The following is a 17926-nucleotide window of genomic DNA, read 5'->3' on the forward strand; positions in this document are numbered from 1 at the left end:
ATATGCAGGGTAACTTATTAAAAGTTTTAGAAGTACTTGCTATAGTAGCAACGTTAGTTTGCTTTATTTTTGCAGCACTTGGTATGATAGGAGCAGTAAAAGTCGGTGACAGCTGCTACATGAGATATGCGTCAGACGGTCAAGGAGGAGCGGATTCAATAACCGGTACTATAACCCTTAATGCTAATGCTAATTATGTAAACACTGCTAAGATGTTGTCCGACGGCACGACTCTGCTTATTCCTGATCCTACTCGTTACGGTGAATGGCTAAATACTCAGGTGCTAGTAGAAAACAGCCAATCAGTGAATTTACAAGTGGTCGGTCAGGTTAGTTTGTGTTTAGCTTATATACCGAAAGATAATTTACAACGTACAGGGGCTGGATCTAATTTAGACGATAACGGTCAAATGATCCCGATTCCTCGTATTAACGATAGAAATAATCCACCTGTCTCTCTAATAATGGATGCAAAAAATAATGAATGGCGTAATATTGCCGAATTATACGCCAATGATAGAGTTTTAGTTTCCGTATCTCCTAATTTTGCCAATACGGATGCGACAGTTAAAGATGCTTTTAAAGGTGTTGAAGTTACGAAAGATTGTTCAGAGAATAAAACTACTTATAATCCAATTTGTGGAAAATATTCTGTTTATTCAGGTGAGTATGTCAATGCTTGCGAGTTAAAAGAGAAGTATTGGAATTGTCAAGTCACATGGAGGTGCCCTACCTGGTATGAGCAACCATTTTGCAACTGGGGAGCATTGGGCTGTGTTCGTTCTTGTGATAAGATACCAGAATGTACAACGAAATGTATGGCTTGGGTTAATATAACGAGACCAGCACCAGAAAACTACCTAGATGATGAGAGTTTTACATTTTCGTGGTCTGACAACACAGGTAAATTATTTATCGACTATTCAGCCCTTCAATGTTCTTATAATGCTAATATTCCTCCAGTTGATCAATGTCCTGATAGTGTTCGCGATCGTAGTACAAAAGATAAAGATTATATTGGAGGTGTACATTGTACTTCGGGCATATGTAGCGATGGAGATTTTCAAAAGAATCGGAGATTTTGGTATACGGCGGACGGTAAAGGAGGCAAAGGACCAACTGGATTAATATATCAAATGAATGATGCGGGTTCTGTAAGTCAAGCTCTGCCTTCTAAGCTAGAATTTGCTAAATTTGTTGCAGATACAGATCAACCGCCTGACTATAAAGATAAAGACGGTAAATATTTATATAAAGTTATATATAATATACCTTTTAACAGTAATATTGCAAAAAGTTATTTACAATATAGGCTGTGGTCTCCTACCTCACAAGATAGTAGTAAGAATACGGGAGGATACGTTTTAAATATTAAACAGACTAAATGCTATAGAGAAAACGGTAATAGTTTTAACGATACTTTTGATGATCGAGGACGAGTGCAATACATCATAGTAAAGCCTTCGGAAAACCCGAATACTAGCGGTAAAACCTATTCACCTCAAGGAATTAGCGTTGATAGTGAAGGTAAATATAGCTTTAACGCAAATGAGGCGGGTTATATATGGATGAAAATCCTAAATGATCCTGGTAATAATTTAAGGGACTATAAAGATAGTGAAGGTAGCTATAAAGTACATTTCTCAACATCCTTAAAAGTAGGAAGTTTTACTATTAAAGTAATGAATCCGTTACTTCAGTTATTTAAAACTAAAGTGCAAGGGGCTGCTACTTCTATTTTTAAAAATATGGTATGTTATAAAGCTAATGATAGTTCGTCCTGTACTAACTTTTTTACCTATATTAAAGCAATTTTAATTCTGTATGTGATGACTTACGGAGCAATGTTTTTGCTTGGTTTTGCTAAGATAAACCAAAAAGAGCTAGTAATTAGAATAGCAAAAATCGGGGTAGTTAGCGGACTTATGAACGGTAATACCTTTGAATTTTTCAATAACTATCTTTTTGATGCAATTACCAATTTTTCAGACTCAATTATTGCTAATATGAGTGGATATAGTTTGTTTACTTCTACTAATACTATTTCTAATCCTTTCATGTTTTTAGATGCAGTAATGAGTAAAATATTTTTTAGTCAAACCTTTATCGCTCAATTACTTGCACTTCTTTCTCTTGGGCTTAGCGGTATTATATATTTTATAATTACTTTTATTGCGGTTGGTATAGTAATTATTACGGCGCTTAGAGCTGTTGCCGTTTATATTATGGCATTTATGGCAACTTGTATATTAATCGGTATAGCCCCTTTATTTATTAGTTTCTTATTATTTGATTTTACTAGGTATTTATTTGATAATTGGGTGAGGTTTACGATCCGCTATATGATAGAACCGGTAGTTATGATGGCAGGTATTATAGTACTAACACAACTATTTACCATTTATCTAGATTTTGTTTTAGGTTATAGCGTGTGTTGGAAATGTGCTTTACCGATAAAAATTCCGTTTATCGGTACTATTTTACCTATTGCCTTGCTGAATGTACCTATCTTCTGTATTAATTGGTTTGCCCCTTGGGGAATGGATTATATGTCGGGTATGATGGGAGTAAATATGCAAAATATCGTAGCTCTAGTTATTATTGCTTACGGTATGTACGGTTATGTCGAATTTTCAGGACGTATGGTAGTAAAATTAACTAGTGCTGTTGGGCCTTCGGCTACTGAAATTGGTGGTAAAATGTCTCATGATGCAGGACAAAAAGCATTAAGTTCAATAGGAATGGATGATAAAACAAGACAAGGTATTACCGGCAGAGCGGAAGCACGATTAAAACAACGCAATAAGACATTAGATCAGGCTGAGAAAAATAGGAAAAATACGCCAAAAGAAGGGGGCGAGAAGACAAATGAAGAACCACCTAAACCTGAAATACCGAAATAGAGGGTGAATCGAAAATCGTCATTGCGAGGAAATTATGAAATCATTGACAAAGCAATCTCAGGAGTTATTTCATGAGATTGCCGCACAGCCATACAGCTGCTCGCAATGACGGGTTTACTATTTAATACTATGGACAAGCCACGGTATGACGTGTTGGATAACAATTTAAAATTATGAAAATTCTTAAGAGTTTAGTTTTATTAGTTTTGTTTATGGCGATGCCAGCTAAAGCCGATGATGTTTTTTCATGGATGTCAACCAGTTTTGGTGGGTTAAAAAGCTTATTCGGTTGTTTAGAAGTGCCTGAATTTACAAGTTTTCAAGAGGGTAATATAGGAATTAGTTTATCTACAGCCGGAATTTGGCAATCAACAGGTAATACTGTTCAGAAAGGTAAATTGTTAAAAATAAATTGGTCTACTTCAGGTATTACTCCTGAACCTAGAAAATATCTAGTATTATATAGAATTGATCCAAGGTTTGGTATGCCGCAAGTTTTCATTAAAACTTATAATTATTCTAAATTACAATTTGAAGCTTTAGGATTTCCTCGTTTTGTTACGGACAATAACAGTGAAACACCGGGGACTATACCGCCTGACAAAGACCTTGATGCACTTTCATTTACTAAAATGTCTGATTTTGTTAAATATTTTAACTATTCTAACGGTAATTCGAGAATTGAAGTTAAGGCCGGCGATGTAGTAAATATTAGTTTAGTTGGTAAAGATAATTTTTTTAGCCCTAATACTCTAAAACTTCCTAATACCGTAGATAATATTTTAACACAGGAACTTGATAGCTCGATATTCGCTGCTTCTGCACTTTATACTCAAAGTAACCTTGGAGATTTGGATAATAGAATAATTTACTCTTCTGCAGAGCAGGTGTGTAATATGATAGATGAGGAAAGAAAAAGTGTATGTAGCGGCACGGGTACTGCTACAAAGTATAAAAATACCGATAATGGAGTAATAGTCGGTAAGCCTATGATAACGGGAGCGGTACAGTATTTCATGGGCTTAATTAAGGCTTGTCCTGCTAATGCCGGTATAAATACTAGCCCTGCTTGCTATTACGATCAAGGTAGAGGGATGATAATTAAAGTAGGCGGGCAGGTTATTAAGGGACGAGATCAGAGTTTTGTAAATTCAGGCAGTACTCAAAGTAGCTTTATATATTATCAAGCCACTAGCGGTGGTACTATGGATTTTACTAGCGATTGGCAAGTTAGTAACATGTTTAGTAATTCAGTTTTAATGAGTGATTGGAGCCGAAATTTTTCAAATTATGCTAGTTTTGTAGATTATATAAATAAGAATGATTGGTCAGCTAATTTTTTATATTTTGGTTGTTATTCGATGATTGTTGAAATAGGTAATGGGGCAAATTCAATTAATCCTGATGATCAACAAAATATAAAGTTAGAATATTTAATAACGTCTGATGGTACATTACCTGATCCATCTGTTCGTGGTACGCCGGTAGATTATAACTTTGCGACTGATGCCCCGCAAGATGGATATTTATGGTTAAGGGTGGTAAATCCTAATAGTAATATACAAGGGGTAGTTAGTGTAAATTATGCTAATTATACCGGTACAACTTGGTTTTCTGATATAATATATAACGGTGCTATTAAACCTATTACCGATCAGTTTAGAACTTTTAGTCAAAACTTTTATATTAAGTTAGTTAAAAATTCTGCAGTGCAGAATTTAGCTAAAACTGCATTAACCCTTTATGTTACTATATTTGGGCTAATGTTCGTTACAGGAGCATTAAAATTAACTGCCGTAGAAGTAATAACACGTATATGCAAAATAGCTATAGTAGCTTTTTTAATTAGAGAAGAAAGTTGGAGCTTCTTTAATACATACTTCTTTAGTGTATTTACTGACGGTATTGATTTCTTTGTAACTAACGTATTAGGTGCTACAAGCTCTAGATCTAATATTTTTGGTTTTATTGATCCTATATTTGATAAATATACTAACGGTAGGATTTGGGGATTACTATTTATTGAATTATTACAAATACATAATGGTTTAGCATTTATCGCTATTATAACCATTTATTCACTTATTACTTATTTTAGAGCTATTTTAGAAGTTATAATAGGTTATGTTATTGCATTCATAGGGGTAACTGTTATGATTTCATTGGCACCGTTTTTTATAATATTAATGTTATTTGAAAAAACTAAAAGTTTATTTGATAATTGGATATCGACATTGCTTAGCTATGTAGTGCAGCCGACAATATTATTGATTTTCTTTTTATTGATAGATCAGGTTTTATCTGAGCAGCTTTTAAAAGTGGTAGTTAGAGCCTGTTGGGATACTCTTATACCAATAAAAATAGGGCTTGATTTAACAAATCTTGGTATTCCGATTCATTTCTCTTTTACATTACCGTTCTTACCCGGAATACCTTTCTATGTACCGGATGTTCCAGAAATTAGTAGCTCGAATATTCTAACGAACAATGCTAATACTTTCTTAGTATTATTTACTACGGCTTTATTATTTTATTCATATTGCTTGATGTCATATAGTTTAGTAACTTTTGTAAATATAGTAGTTGGAATGCTTACAAATGTTACACCGGCACGAATATCAGGAAATTATCAAGAACGTTCTGATCCTGTGGGAGCCGTTATGCAGGATATAGATTCAGTAACAAAACCGATTAAAAAGGCTGCAATGGCTCCGGCTAGAGTTTTCAAAGACAAGATAATTGATCAAAATTATAAAGCTAGAAAACTGGAAGTAGGTGGTGAATTTACAAATAAATTTCTTGCTGAGCGTAATGATGTGAAGAAAGAGGAAGGAGAGAAGAAAGAATAATTGTAAATATTTTCACCGTCATTGTGAGGAAATTGCATAGCAATTGACAAAGCAATCTCAGGAATTTAGTACTGCTGCATGAGATTGCCACGCTCCCTATGGTCGCTCGCAATGACATTGAAATTAAGACATATGGAAATAACACATAATAAATGAACAAAAATATTTTTATTACATTATTAATATCGCTATTGCTGCTTTCCGGTTGTACCGGCGATACTTGTATTGACCCTGATGATTTCGGTTTTATCAAATTCAATGTCTCTGCTAGATATGATCCGGAAGAAATTACTTCAAGACAGGAAGGTAATCAGGTAGCACCATGGCGTGATAGTGCTTATAAAGTAAACGGCTATCCTTTAACCATTATGGTAAGACCGTGGAGTTATATACTTGGCGATAAAAATACTTCAGGTCAGTTATCTGCATGGTGTCCATGGTATGGTCAAAAAAATAACACAACTACTTTGGCTGCTTTTTGCGTTAAGCTACAACCGTGTACTTTTTGGGATAATACTAGACTTGATATGTGTACTCCTAATCCCGCAAATCAAAATGATGCAATGATTAGTAATGCTCCATGTATAATGACAAACGGTGTCGGGCTTTATTTTCTTATTGCCGCTAAAAATACCGATCCCAATATTTCACCGGACTCACAGAGTAAACCGCAAGGTATAACTCAGCATTTAGGAGAGGAGCTTACTTCGGGCTATGAATTGTATAGTACTAGTAGTACAGGACAATTCTTGAAAGCCGGCGGTATAAATTATCAATATAAAGGTGAAGATAAGTCAAAATATGCTCAATCTCCTCTTTATTTTAAGATTATAGATAAATTTTATAATGATAATAGCGGGCAATATAGATTAGTAATAAAGTCCGGAGTTACTGATACTAGACCCGATCCGCTACAATTTTTAACGGATTTAATAAAAGGAGTATTATTTGGTAAGGATGGGATTATAAAGAAAACTTATCAACAAATAATTGATACGTCGGGTTATAGGATGAGTGTCTCGGCTATTTTAACTCTATATATAATGTTTACAGGCTTTTCCTTTTTTATAGGAAATATAAACCTTACTCATGTCGAACTTATAGTTAGAATATTAAAAGTTAGTATAGTCTCAATATTATTAAGTACTGATAAAGCTTGGACATTTTTTCATGATTATTTATTCGTATTTTTTATTGATGGGGTTCAGCAAATACTGCAAATAATTAATGAAGCTTCGGCTACCGGTCCCGGTTCTCAAAGCTTGCTTGGGTTACTTATTTCTCCTCAAACTTTATCTAAATTATTTTCTTTACTATTTGTTGATTGGCTTGGTTTTATATATATCATTCTATATTTAATAGCCTTATATTTTATTTTCTTTCTTATATTTAAAGCCACTATTATCTATCTAACCGCTCTTATAACTATTGGTATGATTATAATTATGGGACCGATATTTATTTGTTTCATGTTGTTTAATATAACTCGTTCGTTATTTGAGAATTGGTTAAGACAATTAATATCATATGCATTACAGCCTATAATTTTATTTACCGGTATCGTTTTTATTTCAATGATCATCAGAACTGAAATATATTCAACGCTTGGTTTTGCAGTATGTAAACATGATTTTCCTAATTTAGGTCCGATAAATGAAATATTCGGTAGCTTCCTTGAGGATATAGATCCAAGCCTGGGTCATTCAATATTTTATTGGTGGTTCCCAGTACCGATGAAAGGCGGTATAAATAATTTCCACAAAGCAAATATATTAGTTCCTAAAGATCATATAATAGTAGATGATTCTTGTAAGAATGACCCTGATAAATGTAAGCATTGTGCTGCGTATGAGTGTATAGATGAACGCTATATTGAATTACCGTTTTTAGATTTAGTTAAAGATGCAAAAAGAATTAGTAATTTTATAAATGGGAAATTTGTCCAACTTGACGGGATATTACTAATTTTTGTGTCTATTTATTTGCTAAGTAAATTTAACGATACTGCTATATCGACGGCACAATTTATTGCCGGTACTTCAGGTAATTTAACAGAAATACAAAAAGTTAATCAGCAATCTTATGAATCTGCAGCGAAACAAATGAATAGACCGCTAAATTATGTGGCTAAGACGGTAAGTGCACCTGTAACTAGCAGTGTAAGTGCAGGGAAAGAGCAAGTTCGTATGTTTTTTGCCGAGAAATTTGAAAATATGATGATGGGAAGGCTTGAAAAGCAAGCTCTCGGTTCTTCAGCAAATAAAACCGTACAAAATGAGGTTAAGAGAAAATACGGTATAGATTCTAAAGATGTAAAAATGAATGCTATTACGGATTATGAAAACGGTATTGCAGGATTATTAAAGAATTTACCTAAGGGGAATGAATTAAAAGCAAAAGAACTATCGCAAATGAAGTTTACTCAGCTTCGAGATAAAATTGCTGCAAATAAATATGGAGTGAAAGATTACGCTGCTTTAAGTAAAGAACAAAAAGCTGAGCTTGATAAGTCATTAAAAGATGCTAACTTACGTGAACTCGCTAGCGATGCAAACTTTACTAGAGATTATCAAGATGCTTATAAAAATGCTCACCAAGAAATGTCCGGGCGAGGTGTTGGTCTGTTCGGTAAGAATATAGGAGTGCTTAGAAGTTGGCAAGAGATAGAGCATCGTGTTGATACAAAACGTAAATTAAAAGAAGAAAAGCGTGTAGGTATAGGCGAAAAAATATATGCAGGTTATACAGGAATAAAAAGAGGAGTTTTAACTGCAATAGTCGGTAAAGATTTACGTGATGCTTATGAGGGTAATCTAACCAGTGCCGAATGGCATGATTTTGAATATAACGATCCAAGGCTTAGAACTTATAGCGAAAAATTAAAAGATGATGAAAAAGCACGAGAACATGAAGAGCTCCAAATGCATATTAATAAGGAGGCGCTAGCTGCTCAAGCAGATATATTATCACCGGAATATCTAGCAATACTAGAAAAAGCAGGTAGACATAGTGATGTGGAATATTATCAAGAATTAGCTCAAAGAAAGCTTATTCATGAGGTGCATGGTAGGTTATTTGAGGAAGGTGAACCGGTAATGATGGGCGACAGATTTATGCGTGAGAAAGCTACTGATTCTCAGATGCGCGATATGATAGATAACGCTCATAGAAAACATGCAGAATTTATAGATGGAGATCGATATATTCGTCGCCAAGAGCATTATGATATTATGCACGAGAAAGCCCAGGAAAATTTAGAGCAAACTTATAAAGAGCTTAAAGATCATTTCAAAAGAGATGATATCAAGATCGAAGAAATGCCGGCATTAATAGCACAAAAAGTTAAAGATACCGCCGAGGGAGCTGAAATAGACCAAAAGATTACGGAAGAGCTTAATAACTTTAATGCTGATGTTAAAAATTATGAATATAGTACTGAAGTATTAAATAAAATAGAGGATAGAAAGCAAGCCATTACCGATGAAGTCAATGCTCAGATCGATAAGATTAATAAATATAGAGAAAATGCCAAAATGCAAACCTATGTAAAGCCTATAGTAAACGAGGGTAGAAAGCTAAGAAAATTAGAAGATCATTTAAGAAATATGAAGTAGAATAACTAATAATTGTTTTTTTAAACAATTACAGTATATAGAATATGTAAAAACAAACATATTGATTTGATGAACGATCAAACTAAAAATGGTTCTGAAGAACTCAAGTATTTATCATCAGATAAAAGCTTAAAACCGCAAAAAGTTGGGAAGAACTATTTACAGAACTAAGCTCAAATACTACTAATGATTTTTTTTCTGAAGGCAGAGAATATTCTCCACCGCAAGAACGAAATTGGAAATTATTTAAATGATTGATATATAGCTCTTATGTAATTCCTGCGAAAGCAGGAATCCAGAAAAATAACTTCAATATTGATACAGAAGTTACATATTTGATAAAATAAGCATATAAAAAACAAGTTTTTTTATGCTTTACTGGATTCTCGTTTCTGCCATTAAGGGTATTTTCCGAACTACGCAACAATGCCTACACGGAATTTGAATATACACTGTTGCGTTAATAGCATTTAAGAAATGCCCGCTAAAAACAATAATTAGTTTTCCCTTTATTAATTAACTTATATACTATCTAATTAAGTTAGTGATTAATTTATTAAGGGGTTTATGAAGAAGCAACATATAATAAACGAGACTTTTTTAGATGCCATTCTAGCTAAGAAATTAGGTACTACTTATACTCCTCCAAAAGAAATCAACGATCCTGACTGTGATGAAGCAGCAAAGCATTTCATCGATCTATTACTTAGAGCCGACGGCTTTAAGCCTGTTAAAACTGCAGTAGTTCATCCGATCGATAAAGAATCATTACTCGGTGCAGTTAGAGCGGCACAATTTAATGTAATAAAACCGGTCTTGATTGGTCCACAACATAAAATTGAATCAGTAGCAAAAGTTAATAATGTCGATCTTGAGGATTATCAAGTAATTAATGTTGAGCATAGCCACGAAGCAGCAAAAAAAGCCGTAGAGCTTGCGAAGAAAAAGGAAGTTGCGGCTATTATGCCAAGGGGGCGCTTCATACTGATAAGCTTATGTCTGTGGTAGTTTATAAGGAGAATGGACTCTACGTACTGAACGTCGTATAAGCCATGCTTTCTTAATGGCAGTTGCTACCTTTCCAAAACCGTTCATTATTACCGATGCTGCTATTAATATTCGTCCTACTCTAGAAGATAAGCGTGATATAGTGCAGAATGCTATTGATTTAATGCATATGATCAGAGAAGACAAGCAGGTTAGAGTTGCGGTATTATCGGTAGTTGAGACGGTAACTTCTGCAATCCCTACAACCCTTGATGTTGCTGCTTTATCGCAAATGGTAGATAGAGGGCAAATTACGAATGCTATAGTTGACGGACCGCTTGCGTTTGATAATGCTATTTCTTTATTTGCTGCAGAAGCAAAAGGTATTAGCTCTTCAGTTTCAGGAAATGCTGATATATTAGTAGTACATGATCTTGAATCAGGCAATATGCTTGCAAAGCAGCTAAAATATTTGGGTCAAGCGGTTATGGCGGGTATCGTTCTTGGAGCCCGTGTGCCTATTATTTTAACAAGTAGAGCCGATCCTATGGATATGCGTATTATTTCCTGTGTACTTGCTTCATTTATTTATAATCACACTAAGGCGAAGCTACATATCCAAGCAGGTAAATAATGAAAAATGTTATTTTAATAGCTAATGCCGGCTCATCTAGTTTGAAAATTTCTATTTTTGAAATTCAGAATGAAAAAGTTAAGGATAAAAGTTATAATATTTTTTTAGAAAAAATGATAATAAAATATTATTTCATATAAATAAAACACAGGCATCTGCTACCGACATTAAAGATGATGCTATTGAAATGATTATTGATCTTTTTAAAGATTGGTGGAAAAAACAAAAAAATCTCAAGTTAATTGCAACCGGTCGCCGTATTGTCCATGGCGAGAAAATTTTTATTGTTAATGAAAAAGTTAGTGAAGATTTAAGAGCATTAATACCTCTAAGCCCCTTGCATCAACCTTATAATTTGCAGGTACTGGCTTTATTTCTTCAAAAATATAAAGAAATCTCATATATAGCTTGTTTTGATACGTCGTTTCATTTTACCAATCCTCCTATTACAAAAGCTTTCGGTTTACCGAAAAAATATTATGATAAAGGGATAATTCGTTACGGTTTTCATGGGTTATCATATAAATATGTTAGCAGCCATTTTAACGAAATGACAAAGGAAGATTTACCTACAAAGACTATTATAGCTCATTTAGGACGCAGTAGTAGTCTATGTGCTATTAAAACGGTCTTAGTTTAACAAGTTCCATGGGCTTTAGCGTACTTGACGGTGTTATGATGGGTACAAGGACAGGTAACCTTGATCCTGGAGTAGTGTTATATCTTATCGATACCTGATGCTAAATTTGCTATAGATTTATTTGTGTATCGCATTGTACTTGAAATAGGTAAGCTAACTGCTGCACTTGAGGGAGTTGATTGTCTAATTTTGACTGCCGGTGTTGGACAGAATTCCGCTGTAATACGAGAAATGATTACTGAAAAACTTTTATGGCTAGGCATTAAAATAGATGATACAAAAAACCAAAAAAATGAGCATCTAATAAGCGCTGAAAGCAGTAAGGTTAAAGTTTTCGCTGTGCCGACAAACGAAGAGCTAATCATCGCTGAGGAAGTGATGAAGTTTTTATAACACAAATTGGTTAATTTTTAATTACTTATACCTCTATTTTTCTTTATTAACTTTTTTTGAAATATATGCAACTATAGATATATTTTTAACTTAAATTTTGGGGGAAGTTATGCCAGAAGATTTTTTGATAAAAAGAAAGCAGAAAAACAAATAAAGGATATTAAAAATAATAAGATAACTCCATATAATGATGCAATGAAGAAAGATTCTAGAAAAGTGGGTTGATGCAGAGGCAAGTTATAGCTAAAAACGCAGCAGCAGGTTATAAGACAGCATTAAAAATAGAGCAGCAAGCAAAAGAAGCAGGTATTAGTTTAGATAAAGATGCTATGAGACGCTTAGAGAAAATAACAAGTCCATTATATAGAAGCTGCTAAGAAAGCAGAATTTCAAAAATTTCAAAGTGATCAAGCTCATAAAACGTATCAACAAAAAGCTGAAGCATTTAGGAGTGGTACAATAGCTGCTGCTAAAAAACAAAGAAAAGAAGATTATAGGACAGGTGGGTGGGATAAATAATTAAATTATAATTTAATTGCGTTAATTGGTACTGTCTACTATTTTAAACGTATGTCTATACTTCATGCCACAATCTTAACCGTTTTTCCTGAAATGTTTCCTGGAACTCTAGGACATTCTTTAGCAGGACAAGCACTAAATAAAAATATTTGGTCATATGACGTTATTAATATTCGAGATTTCGGTTTAACTAAGCATAAAAATATTGATGATGAGGCTTATGGTGGTGGTAACGGGCTTATAATGCGTCCTGATGTTCTAGGCAGTAGCATAGATCATGCGCTTGCTTTAAATCCTAATGCTGAAATGTACTATCCTTCACCTCGCGGTAGAGTCTTTACCCAAAGCTTTGCTAAAGAGATGTTAAAAAATAAAAACCTCATATTCTTATGTGGACGTTACGAAGGGATTGACGAACGTGTAATTGAAGAGTATAATGTTAAAGAAATTAGTGTAGGCGACTACATTTTATCCGGCGGAGAAATGCCTACCCTCACCATTCTCGATTGCTTAATTAGACTACTGCCAGGTGTTTTAATGAACCAAAATACCTTATCTTCTGAGTCTTTTGAAGAAGACGGGGAATTTAAGGGCGGGCTTGAATGCAGCCTATATACAAGACCTGAAATTTGGCGTGATCGAGCTGTACCGAGTGTTTTGTTATCCGGTAACCACAGGCTAATTAATGAATGGAAAAAAGAGCAATCACATATGATTACTAAATTACGCCGTCCGGAGTTACTTAAAGATTTATAGAGTTAAGGAGTTAAAAAATGAATATTATTGACCGCTTTGAACAGGAAAATATTTCAAAGCGTACTGCAAATAAAAAAATTCCTGATTTTGAAGCCGGCGATACAGTTAAGGTAACTGTTAAAATTGTTGATAGATCGATTGAGAAAGACGGTAAGGAAAAATTAACGGAAAGATTTCAAGCTTATGAAGGTGTAGTTATCGCAAAAAGAAATCGTAGTATTACTTCATCTTTCTTAGTACGTAAAATTAGCCACGGTGAAGGAGTCGAAAGACGCTTTATGACTTACTCGCCGATAGTACACTCTATTGATGTAGTAAAATACGGAGTAGTTCGTCGTGCTAAACTTTATTATTTAAGAAATAGAAGCGGTAAGTCGGCTAGAATTAAAGAGAGACATATCCCTATTGCTAAAACTAAGGCAGCAAAAGCTTAAATATATTTGTATCTCTTATGTCATTACTGCGAAAGAGTGCATTGTTACGTGAATACTCAATACGTCATTGCAAGCAGCCGTAGGCTGCATGGTAATCTCATGAAATAATAACAAACTCCTTAGATTGCTTCGTCAATTACTTGTAATAGTTGAGATTATATCTTACATTTAGTAAAATAAATTAATTATTAAATGGAGATGAAAAATGAACTTAAATCAAAAAATAATAAAGCCAAAAATAGGGTTACTAGAACTAGCTAAGAGTCTTGGTAGCATATCATCAGCATGTAAAGCGATGGGCTATAGTAGAGATAGTTATTACAGATTTAAAGCACTGTATGAAACTGGTGGCGAAGAGGCATTATATGAAATTAGTCGAAGAAAGCCAATAATAGCGAATAGAGTTGATCCAGCGATAGAGAAAGCAGTAATGGATATGGCAATAGAATATCCAGCATATGGTCAGCTAAGAGTATCAAATGAGCTTAAGAAGAGCGGTATACTTGTATCGCCTGGAGGAGTGCGATCAATTTGGTTACGTAATGATTTAAACAATATCAGTAAAAGGCTTAAAGCATTAGAAGCAAAGATGGCTCAGGATGGTATTGTTCTTACTGAATCTCAATTACAAGTGCTAGAGGAGCGTCGTAATGAAAGAGAAGCTCATGGAGAAACTGAGACGCAGCATCCAGGTTATCTAGGATGTCAGGATACGTATTATGTAGGTAATTTCAAAGGTATAGGTAAGGTTTATTCTCAGGTATTTATTGATAGCTATACTAGGGTAGCTGATGCTAAACTATATACTGATAAAACAGCTTTAACTGCTGCTGATATGCTTAATGACCGCGTGTTACCATGGTACGAGACCCAAGGGATACCAATACTTCGTATTCTTACAGATCGTGGGTCAGAATATAAGGGGAATATAGAGCATCATGCTTTTGAGTTGTTTCTAAGTATCGAAGGTATAGAGCATACTACAACTAAGACATATTCTCCCCAAACAAATGGTATGTGTGAGCGTTTTAATAAAACCATGAAACAAGAATTCTTTTATACAGCTATGCGGAAAAAGATTTATACAGATCTTGATGATTTACAATTAGATCTTGATATTTGGTTAGAGCATTTCAATAATGAGCGACCACATTCAGGAAAATATTGTTATGGAAAAACTCCTATGCAAACTTTTAAGGATAGTAGAAAATTAGCTGTTGAAAAGAATAATGAAATCTTGTATCTTGAATACGTCTCTGACAGTCAAAATTTAACTGACAATCAGGTGCAAAATTTATAGTGTCTGTAAGATCAAATCTTGACTTCTACACTATAGTTGCCTCTAGATTAAAACAGTGTAGTCAACTTTTAGCTGGTACATACATTTATGCGATGGATTTTTCTTTTATTGAACCGCAAAAAAATGATTTTGTTTATTTTGATCCTCCTTATCATAAATCAGGTGAGAAGTTTTATACCAGATTACCCTTTGATGAAAATGAGCAAACGAGACTTAAAGATTTTGCTACAGAACTTAATGATAAAGGTGTTAAAATAATGGTTTCAGTGCTACTTCCTTTATTAGAAACTTATACAAAAATTTTAATATTAGTACTATTAAGGTTAAATTTAAGGTTAAATATTCCATGCCTGAGCACAATAAAATATCTGATGAAGTAGTTATTACAAATTATCAATTACCACAATAGCTTAGTTATATTCAAACTTGATTAATTCAAAGCAATAGTCTTGAGTCTTAAAAGCTTCTTCTAGATCTTGTATATGACGATTTCTAACATAGTAATCATTAAAAGCTGATATTGATTTAAGGATTATTTTCTTATTGATTCTATCTTCCTCTACAATTACTAATTTACTTAATACCCCAAAATCAATATATTGGTTATAACGTTCAATGAGGAATTTCCTCACTTTATACCATACTGAATCAGGATTTAATTGTTTGCTTAGCTGCAATAAATAATCTTGTTTTTCATCTTCAGTATTATTCTGCTTCGCTTCAAGCTCAGCAAATGGTATGATTTGTAACTGCCCAATATTACTGCCATAGATCATTTGTACTTGCTGCAGTATTTTATTTTTGCTATGTTCTGAAAGCGTAATATTTTGAAGAAGTTTTATTTTGTATTGATTCTCAACTATTCCAAGAAAGCGGCAAGAGCTGAGTAATTCATAAGCTGAATCAGGATCAAAAATACCGACGATTTTACGTTTTAACTGAGCTTGTTTGCTAGTATCAGTACTACGTTCTATTTTATCTAGATATTGCTACTGAACTTTATACACATTGCTAGATTTAAACTGAAACTGCTGACAATTAGCTTGAGTAGTTTCTCTTAGTTCATTAGCTAAAGCTTTAGCCATGTAATTTAAAAATACTTTTTTATGACCAAAATGATGTTCTGGGTATTGTTCTGCTAGTTTCAATAAGAGCTTGTTAATAACAGTAAGATTAAATTCTCGATTTGATTTTATCTGTAATAAATCAGCCTCTTCTTGGGTTAATGGATGGAAATCTGTTAATTTTTTTCTTTTGAACCAGCTTTTATGATTAACAGCATTAATTACTGAATTATTGCTATTTGATGGTGTAGAGTCATATTTTTTAGAGATTTTATTAATAACTGCTTGTAGTGCAGTATTAATCCTTGTAGCACCTGTTGTGATATTAGCACTAGATAAACTGGTATTATCAGCTTGTTGTTGGTCATTGGTTGAGCTTGCTGTTTTGGATTATAAATTTGTTGCACGTTTTTGTTGTTGTAACTGACCTTGGTTATTATGATTAAATATATTTTTTTCATTTTGAAAAATTGTAGATTTGCTAGATCTAGATTTATTAGATATATTTTTATTATTATCTATATATAAGTAGTTAGCGAAATTTTTTTCAGGTTGAACTGAAATTTCTTTCGGGTTGGGGCAAAAAATTTTTCGTGTATGGCTGAAATTTTTTTCGTTTTCAGCTGAAGATTTATGATTATAAGGTTGGCAATCTTTTGCTAATTTTACACAAGGAGTATTACGACATTTGATACCATATTTAATTATTGTTGTAGTAGAAAGATTGATAAACCCGGATTGTTCTAGTTCGAGTAGACATTGTCTTACTCTTCGTTGACAAACACTTAAGTGTTGTTCAAAGAAATGATAGGTTTCCTGAAGTTCGTCGATACTATTGTTATAGTAGATTTGCATGCGGAAGACTATTAGAGATAGTAGCTGTCTTGCAGTTTTGCTTAAAATGTTACCATTATGAGAGGAAAGAGTACTCCATTCAGGAGGGATAAAATTACCGACAAAATTGTAGAATATAACAGAGCTCTTATCACTATTGTTAATATTTAACTTATTATTAGAGTTAGAGGTGGAAAAAGAGGAGAATATGTTATGCATAATATTCCTCTTGAATATCAGTTATAGGAGAGATTTTGAAGACATTATAGCTCTGATAACGTAATCTCAAAGGAGAATATAAGGAGCATATAAATTTTTTGACAATAGTGCTAAACTGTGAAAAGCTTGATTGTATGGTGGTGGGCGATAGAGGGATCGAACCTCTGACCTTTACGATGTCAACGTAATGCTCTAACCAACTGAGCTAATCACCCTTATAATTTTTTTAATCTTTATGTAGTTTTGGCTTTATTGAATTATGGACCTTATAATATTTACAATTATGATAAGTGTCAATTGATTAGTTCAAGTTATATGTTAAAAAGATTATATTGATAAAAAAATAGTTATATTGCATACATTTATTAAAAAAACAGAAAAAACTCCTAAAACAGCTATTTCAATAACTAAAACTTAAGATTAAAGGAAGGTTTTAATGAAAAACTTTGATGAATTTAAAAAAGAGTTATTATCAAACCCCGAAGTAAAAAAAGCTTATGAAGAACGAAAAATGGAATTTGAGATAGCAAGCACTTTAATAAAGGTTCGTCTTGCATCTAATATGACTCAGGCGGATGTTGCTAAAAAACTGTCTAATTCTCAAGCGCAAATAGCACGAATGGACAGCGGACATCATATTCCTAATTTCTTAAGCCTTCAAAAATACGCTAAAGCTGTAAATCAAAAAATTAATTTGTTGATTACCCCATCATAGGGTGTACTACTGAATCTATATGTAGTTTTTAACCCTTATTTTTTTAAAAAATTCATTAATGTACT

The 17926-nt window shown here is 33.4% G+C and carries 9 protein-coding genes, 1 tRNA gene and 4 pseudogenes; 12 read left to right on the forward strand and 2 right to left on the reverse strand.

The window, feature by feature from the left end:
• Positions 1 to 2: 2 nt before the first annotated feature.
• From RPR_RS02915 to RPR_RS02965, 10 genes and pseudogenes are all read left to right on the forward strand, one after another.
• Positions 3 to 2903, forward strand: a complete 2901-nt coding sequence (locus RPR_RS02915; RefSeq protein ID WP_012736629.1) for a type IV secretion system protein — start codon at positions 3 to 5, stop codon at positions 2901 to 2903.
• A 173-nt stretch (positions 2904 to 3076) separates the two neighbouring features.
• Complete coding sequence (locus RPR_RS02920; RefSeq protein ID WP_012736630.1) at positions 3077 to 5752, forward strand: type IV secretion system protein; 2676 nt, start codon at positions 3077 to 3079, stop codon at positions 5750 to 5752.
• Positions 5753 to 5904: 152 nt separating this feature from the next.
• Positions 5905 to 9366 (forward strand): type IV secretion system protein, encoded by a 3462-nt coding sequence (locus tag RPR_RS02925; protein WP_012736631.1) that lies wholly within the window; start codon positions 5905 to 5907, stop codon positions 9364 to 9366.
• Between the two features lie 567 nt (positions 9367 to 9933).
• Positions 9934 to 10987 (forward strand): annotated as a pseudogene (locus tag RPR_RS02935) (phosphate acetyltransferase).
• Positions 10987 to 12020: pseudogene (locus RPR_RS02940) on the forward strand (acetate/propionate family kinase). The pseudogenes RPR_RS02935 and RPR_RS02940 overlap by 1 nt, the downstream one beginning before the upstream one ends.
• Positions 12021 to 12244: 224 nt before the next feature.
• Entirely contained in the window at positions 12245 to 12397 is a 153-nt protein-coding gene (locus tag RPR_RS08530) for a hypothetical protein (protein ID WP_187145804.1), read from the forward strand.
• 193 nt (positions 12398 to 12590) lie between these two features.
• The gene (gene trmD, locus RPR_RS02950) at positions 12591 to 13295 is read left to right on the forward strand and encodes a tRNA (guanosine(37)-N1)-methyltransferase TrmD (protein ID WP_012736632.1); all 705 of its coding nucleotides are present in this window, start codon (positions 12591 to 12593) and stop codon (positions 13293 to 13295) included.
• Between the two features lie 17 nt (positions 13296 to 13312).
• Positions 13313 to 13729, forward strand: coding sequence for a 50S ribosomal protein L19 (gene rplS / locus RPR_RS02955; RefSeq protein ID WP_012736633.1), 417 nt, complete (start codon positions 13313 to 13315; stop codon positions 13727 to 13729).
• A gap of 205 nt (positions 13730 to 13934) precedes the next feature.
• Positions 13935 to 15029 carry an IS481-like element ISRpe1 family transposase gene (locus RPR_RS02960; RefSeq protein ID WP_012736634.1) on the forward strand — a complete coding sequence of 365 codons (1095 nt, stop codon included), beginning with the start codon at positions 13935 to 13937 and terminating at the stop codon, positions 15027 to 15029.
• Between the two features lie 35 nt (positions 15030 to 15064).
• Positions 15065 to 15438, forward strand: a pseudogene (locus tag RPR_RS02965) (DNA adenine methylase); the annotation flags it as partial.
• A 1-nt stretch (position 15439) separates the two neighbouring features.
• On the opposite strand, the pseudogene RPR_RS09720 reads toward RPR_RS02965, so the two are convergent.
• Positions 15440 to 17146, reverse strand: a pseudogene (locus tag RPR_RS09720) (hypothetical protein).
• A gap of 138 nt (positions 17147 to 17284) precedes the next feature.
• Positions 17285 to 17361: transfer RNA gene (locus RPR_RS02975), tRNA-Val, on the reverse strand.
• A gap of 128 nt (positions 17362 to 17489) precedes the next feature.
• Here RPR_RS02975 and RPR_RS09890 point away from each other — a divergent pair.
• Together RPR_RS09890 and RPR_RS02980 are read left to right on the forward strand one after the other, a co-directional pair.
• Positions 17490 to 17564: a hypothetical protein gene (locus tag RPR_RS09890; protein WP_410526306.1), complete on the forward strand. Its 75-nt coding sequence runs from the start codon at positions 17490 to 17492 to the stop codon at positions 17562 to 17564.
• 18 nt (positions 17565 to 17582) lie between these two features.
• A complete protein-coding gene (locus RPR_RS02980; protein ID WP_012736635.1) occupies positions 17583 to 17861 on the forward strand; it encodes a helix-turn-helix transcriptional regulator in 279 nt (92 codons plus the stop codon).
• Positions 17862 to 17926: the final 65 nt, after the last annotated feature.

This window comes from Rickettsia peacockii str. Rustic (genome assembly GCF_000021525.1).
GTDB classification, from domain to species: domain Bacteria; phylum Pseudomonadota; class Alphaproteobacteria; order Rickettsiales; family Rickettsiaceae; genus Rickettsia; species Rickettsia rickettsii.

Bases quoted from the DNA above. Each gene is read 5' to 3' on its own strand.
- RPR_RS02915 (WP_012736629.1), top strand. From the start codon at position 3: ATGCAGGGTAACTTATTAAAAGTTTTAGAAGTACTTGCTATAGTAGCA.
- RPR_RS02920 (WP_012736630.1), top strand. From the start codon at position 3,077: ATGAAAATTCTTAAGAGTTTAGTTTTATTAGTTTTGTTTATGGCGATG.
- RPR_RS02925 (WP_012736631.1), top strand. From the start codon at position 5,905: ATGAACAAAAATATTTTTATTACATTATTAATATCGCTATTGCTGCTT.
- RPR_RS08530 (WP_187145804.1), top strand. From the start codon at position 12,245: ATGCAGAGGCAAGTTATAGCTAAAAACGCAGCAGCAGGTTATAAGACA.
- trmD (WP_012736632.1), top strand. From the start codon at position 12,591: ATGTCTATACTTCATGCCACAATCTTAACCGTTTTTCCTGAAATGTTT.
- rplS (WP_012736633.1), top strand. From the start codon at position 13,313: ATGAATATTATTGACCGCTTTGAACAGGAAAATATTTCAAAGCGTACT.
- RPR_RS02960 (WP_012736634.1), top strand. From the start codon at position 13,935: ATGAACTTAAATCAAAAAATAATAAAGCCAAAAATAGGGTTACTAGAA.
- RPR_RS02980 (WP_012736635.1), top strand. From the start codon at position 17,583: ATGAAAAACTTTGATGAATTTAAAAAAGAGTTATTATCAAACCCCGAA.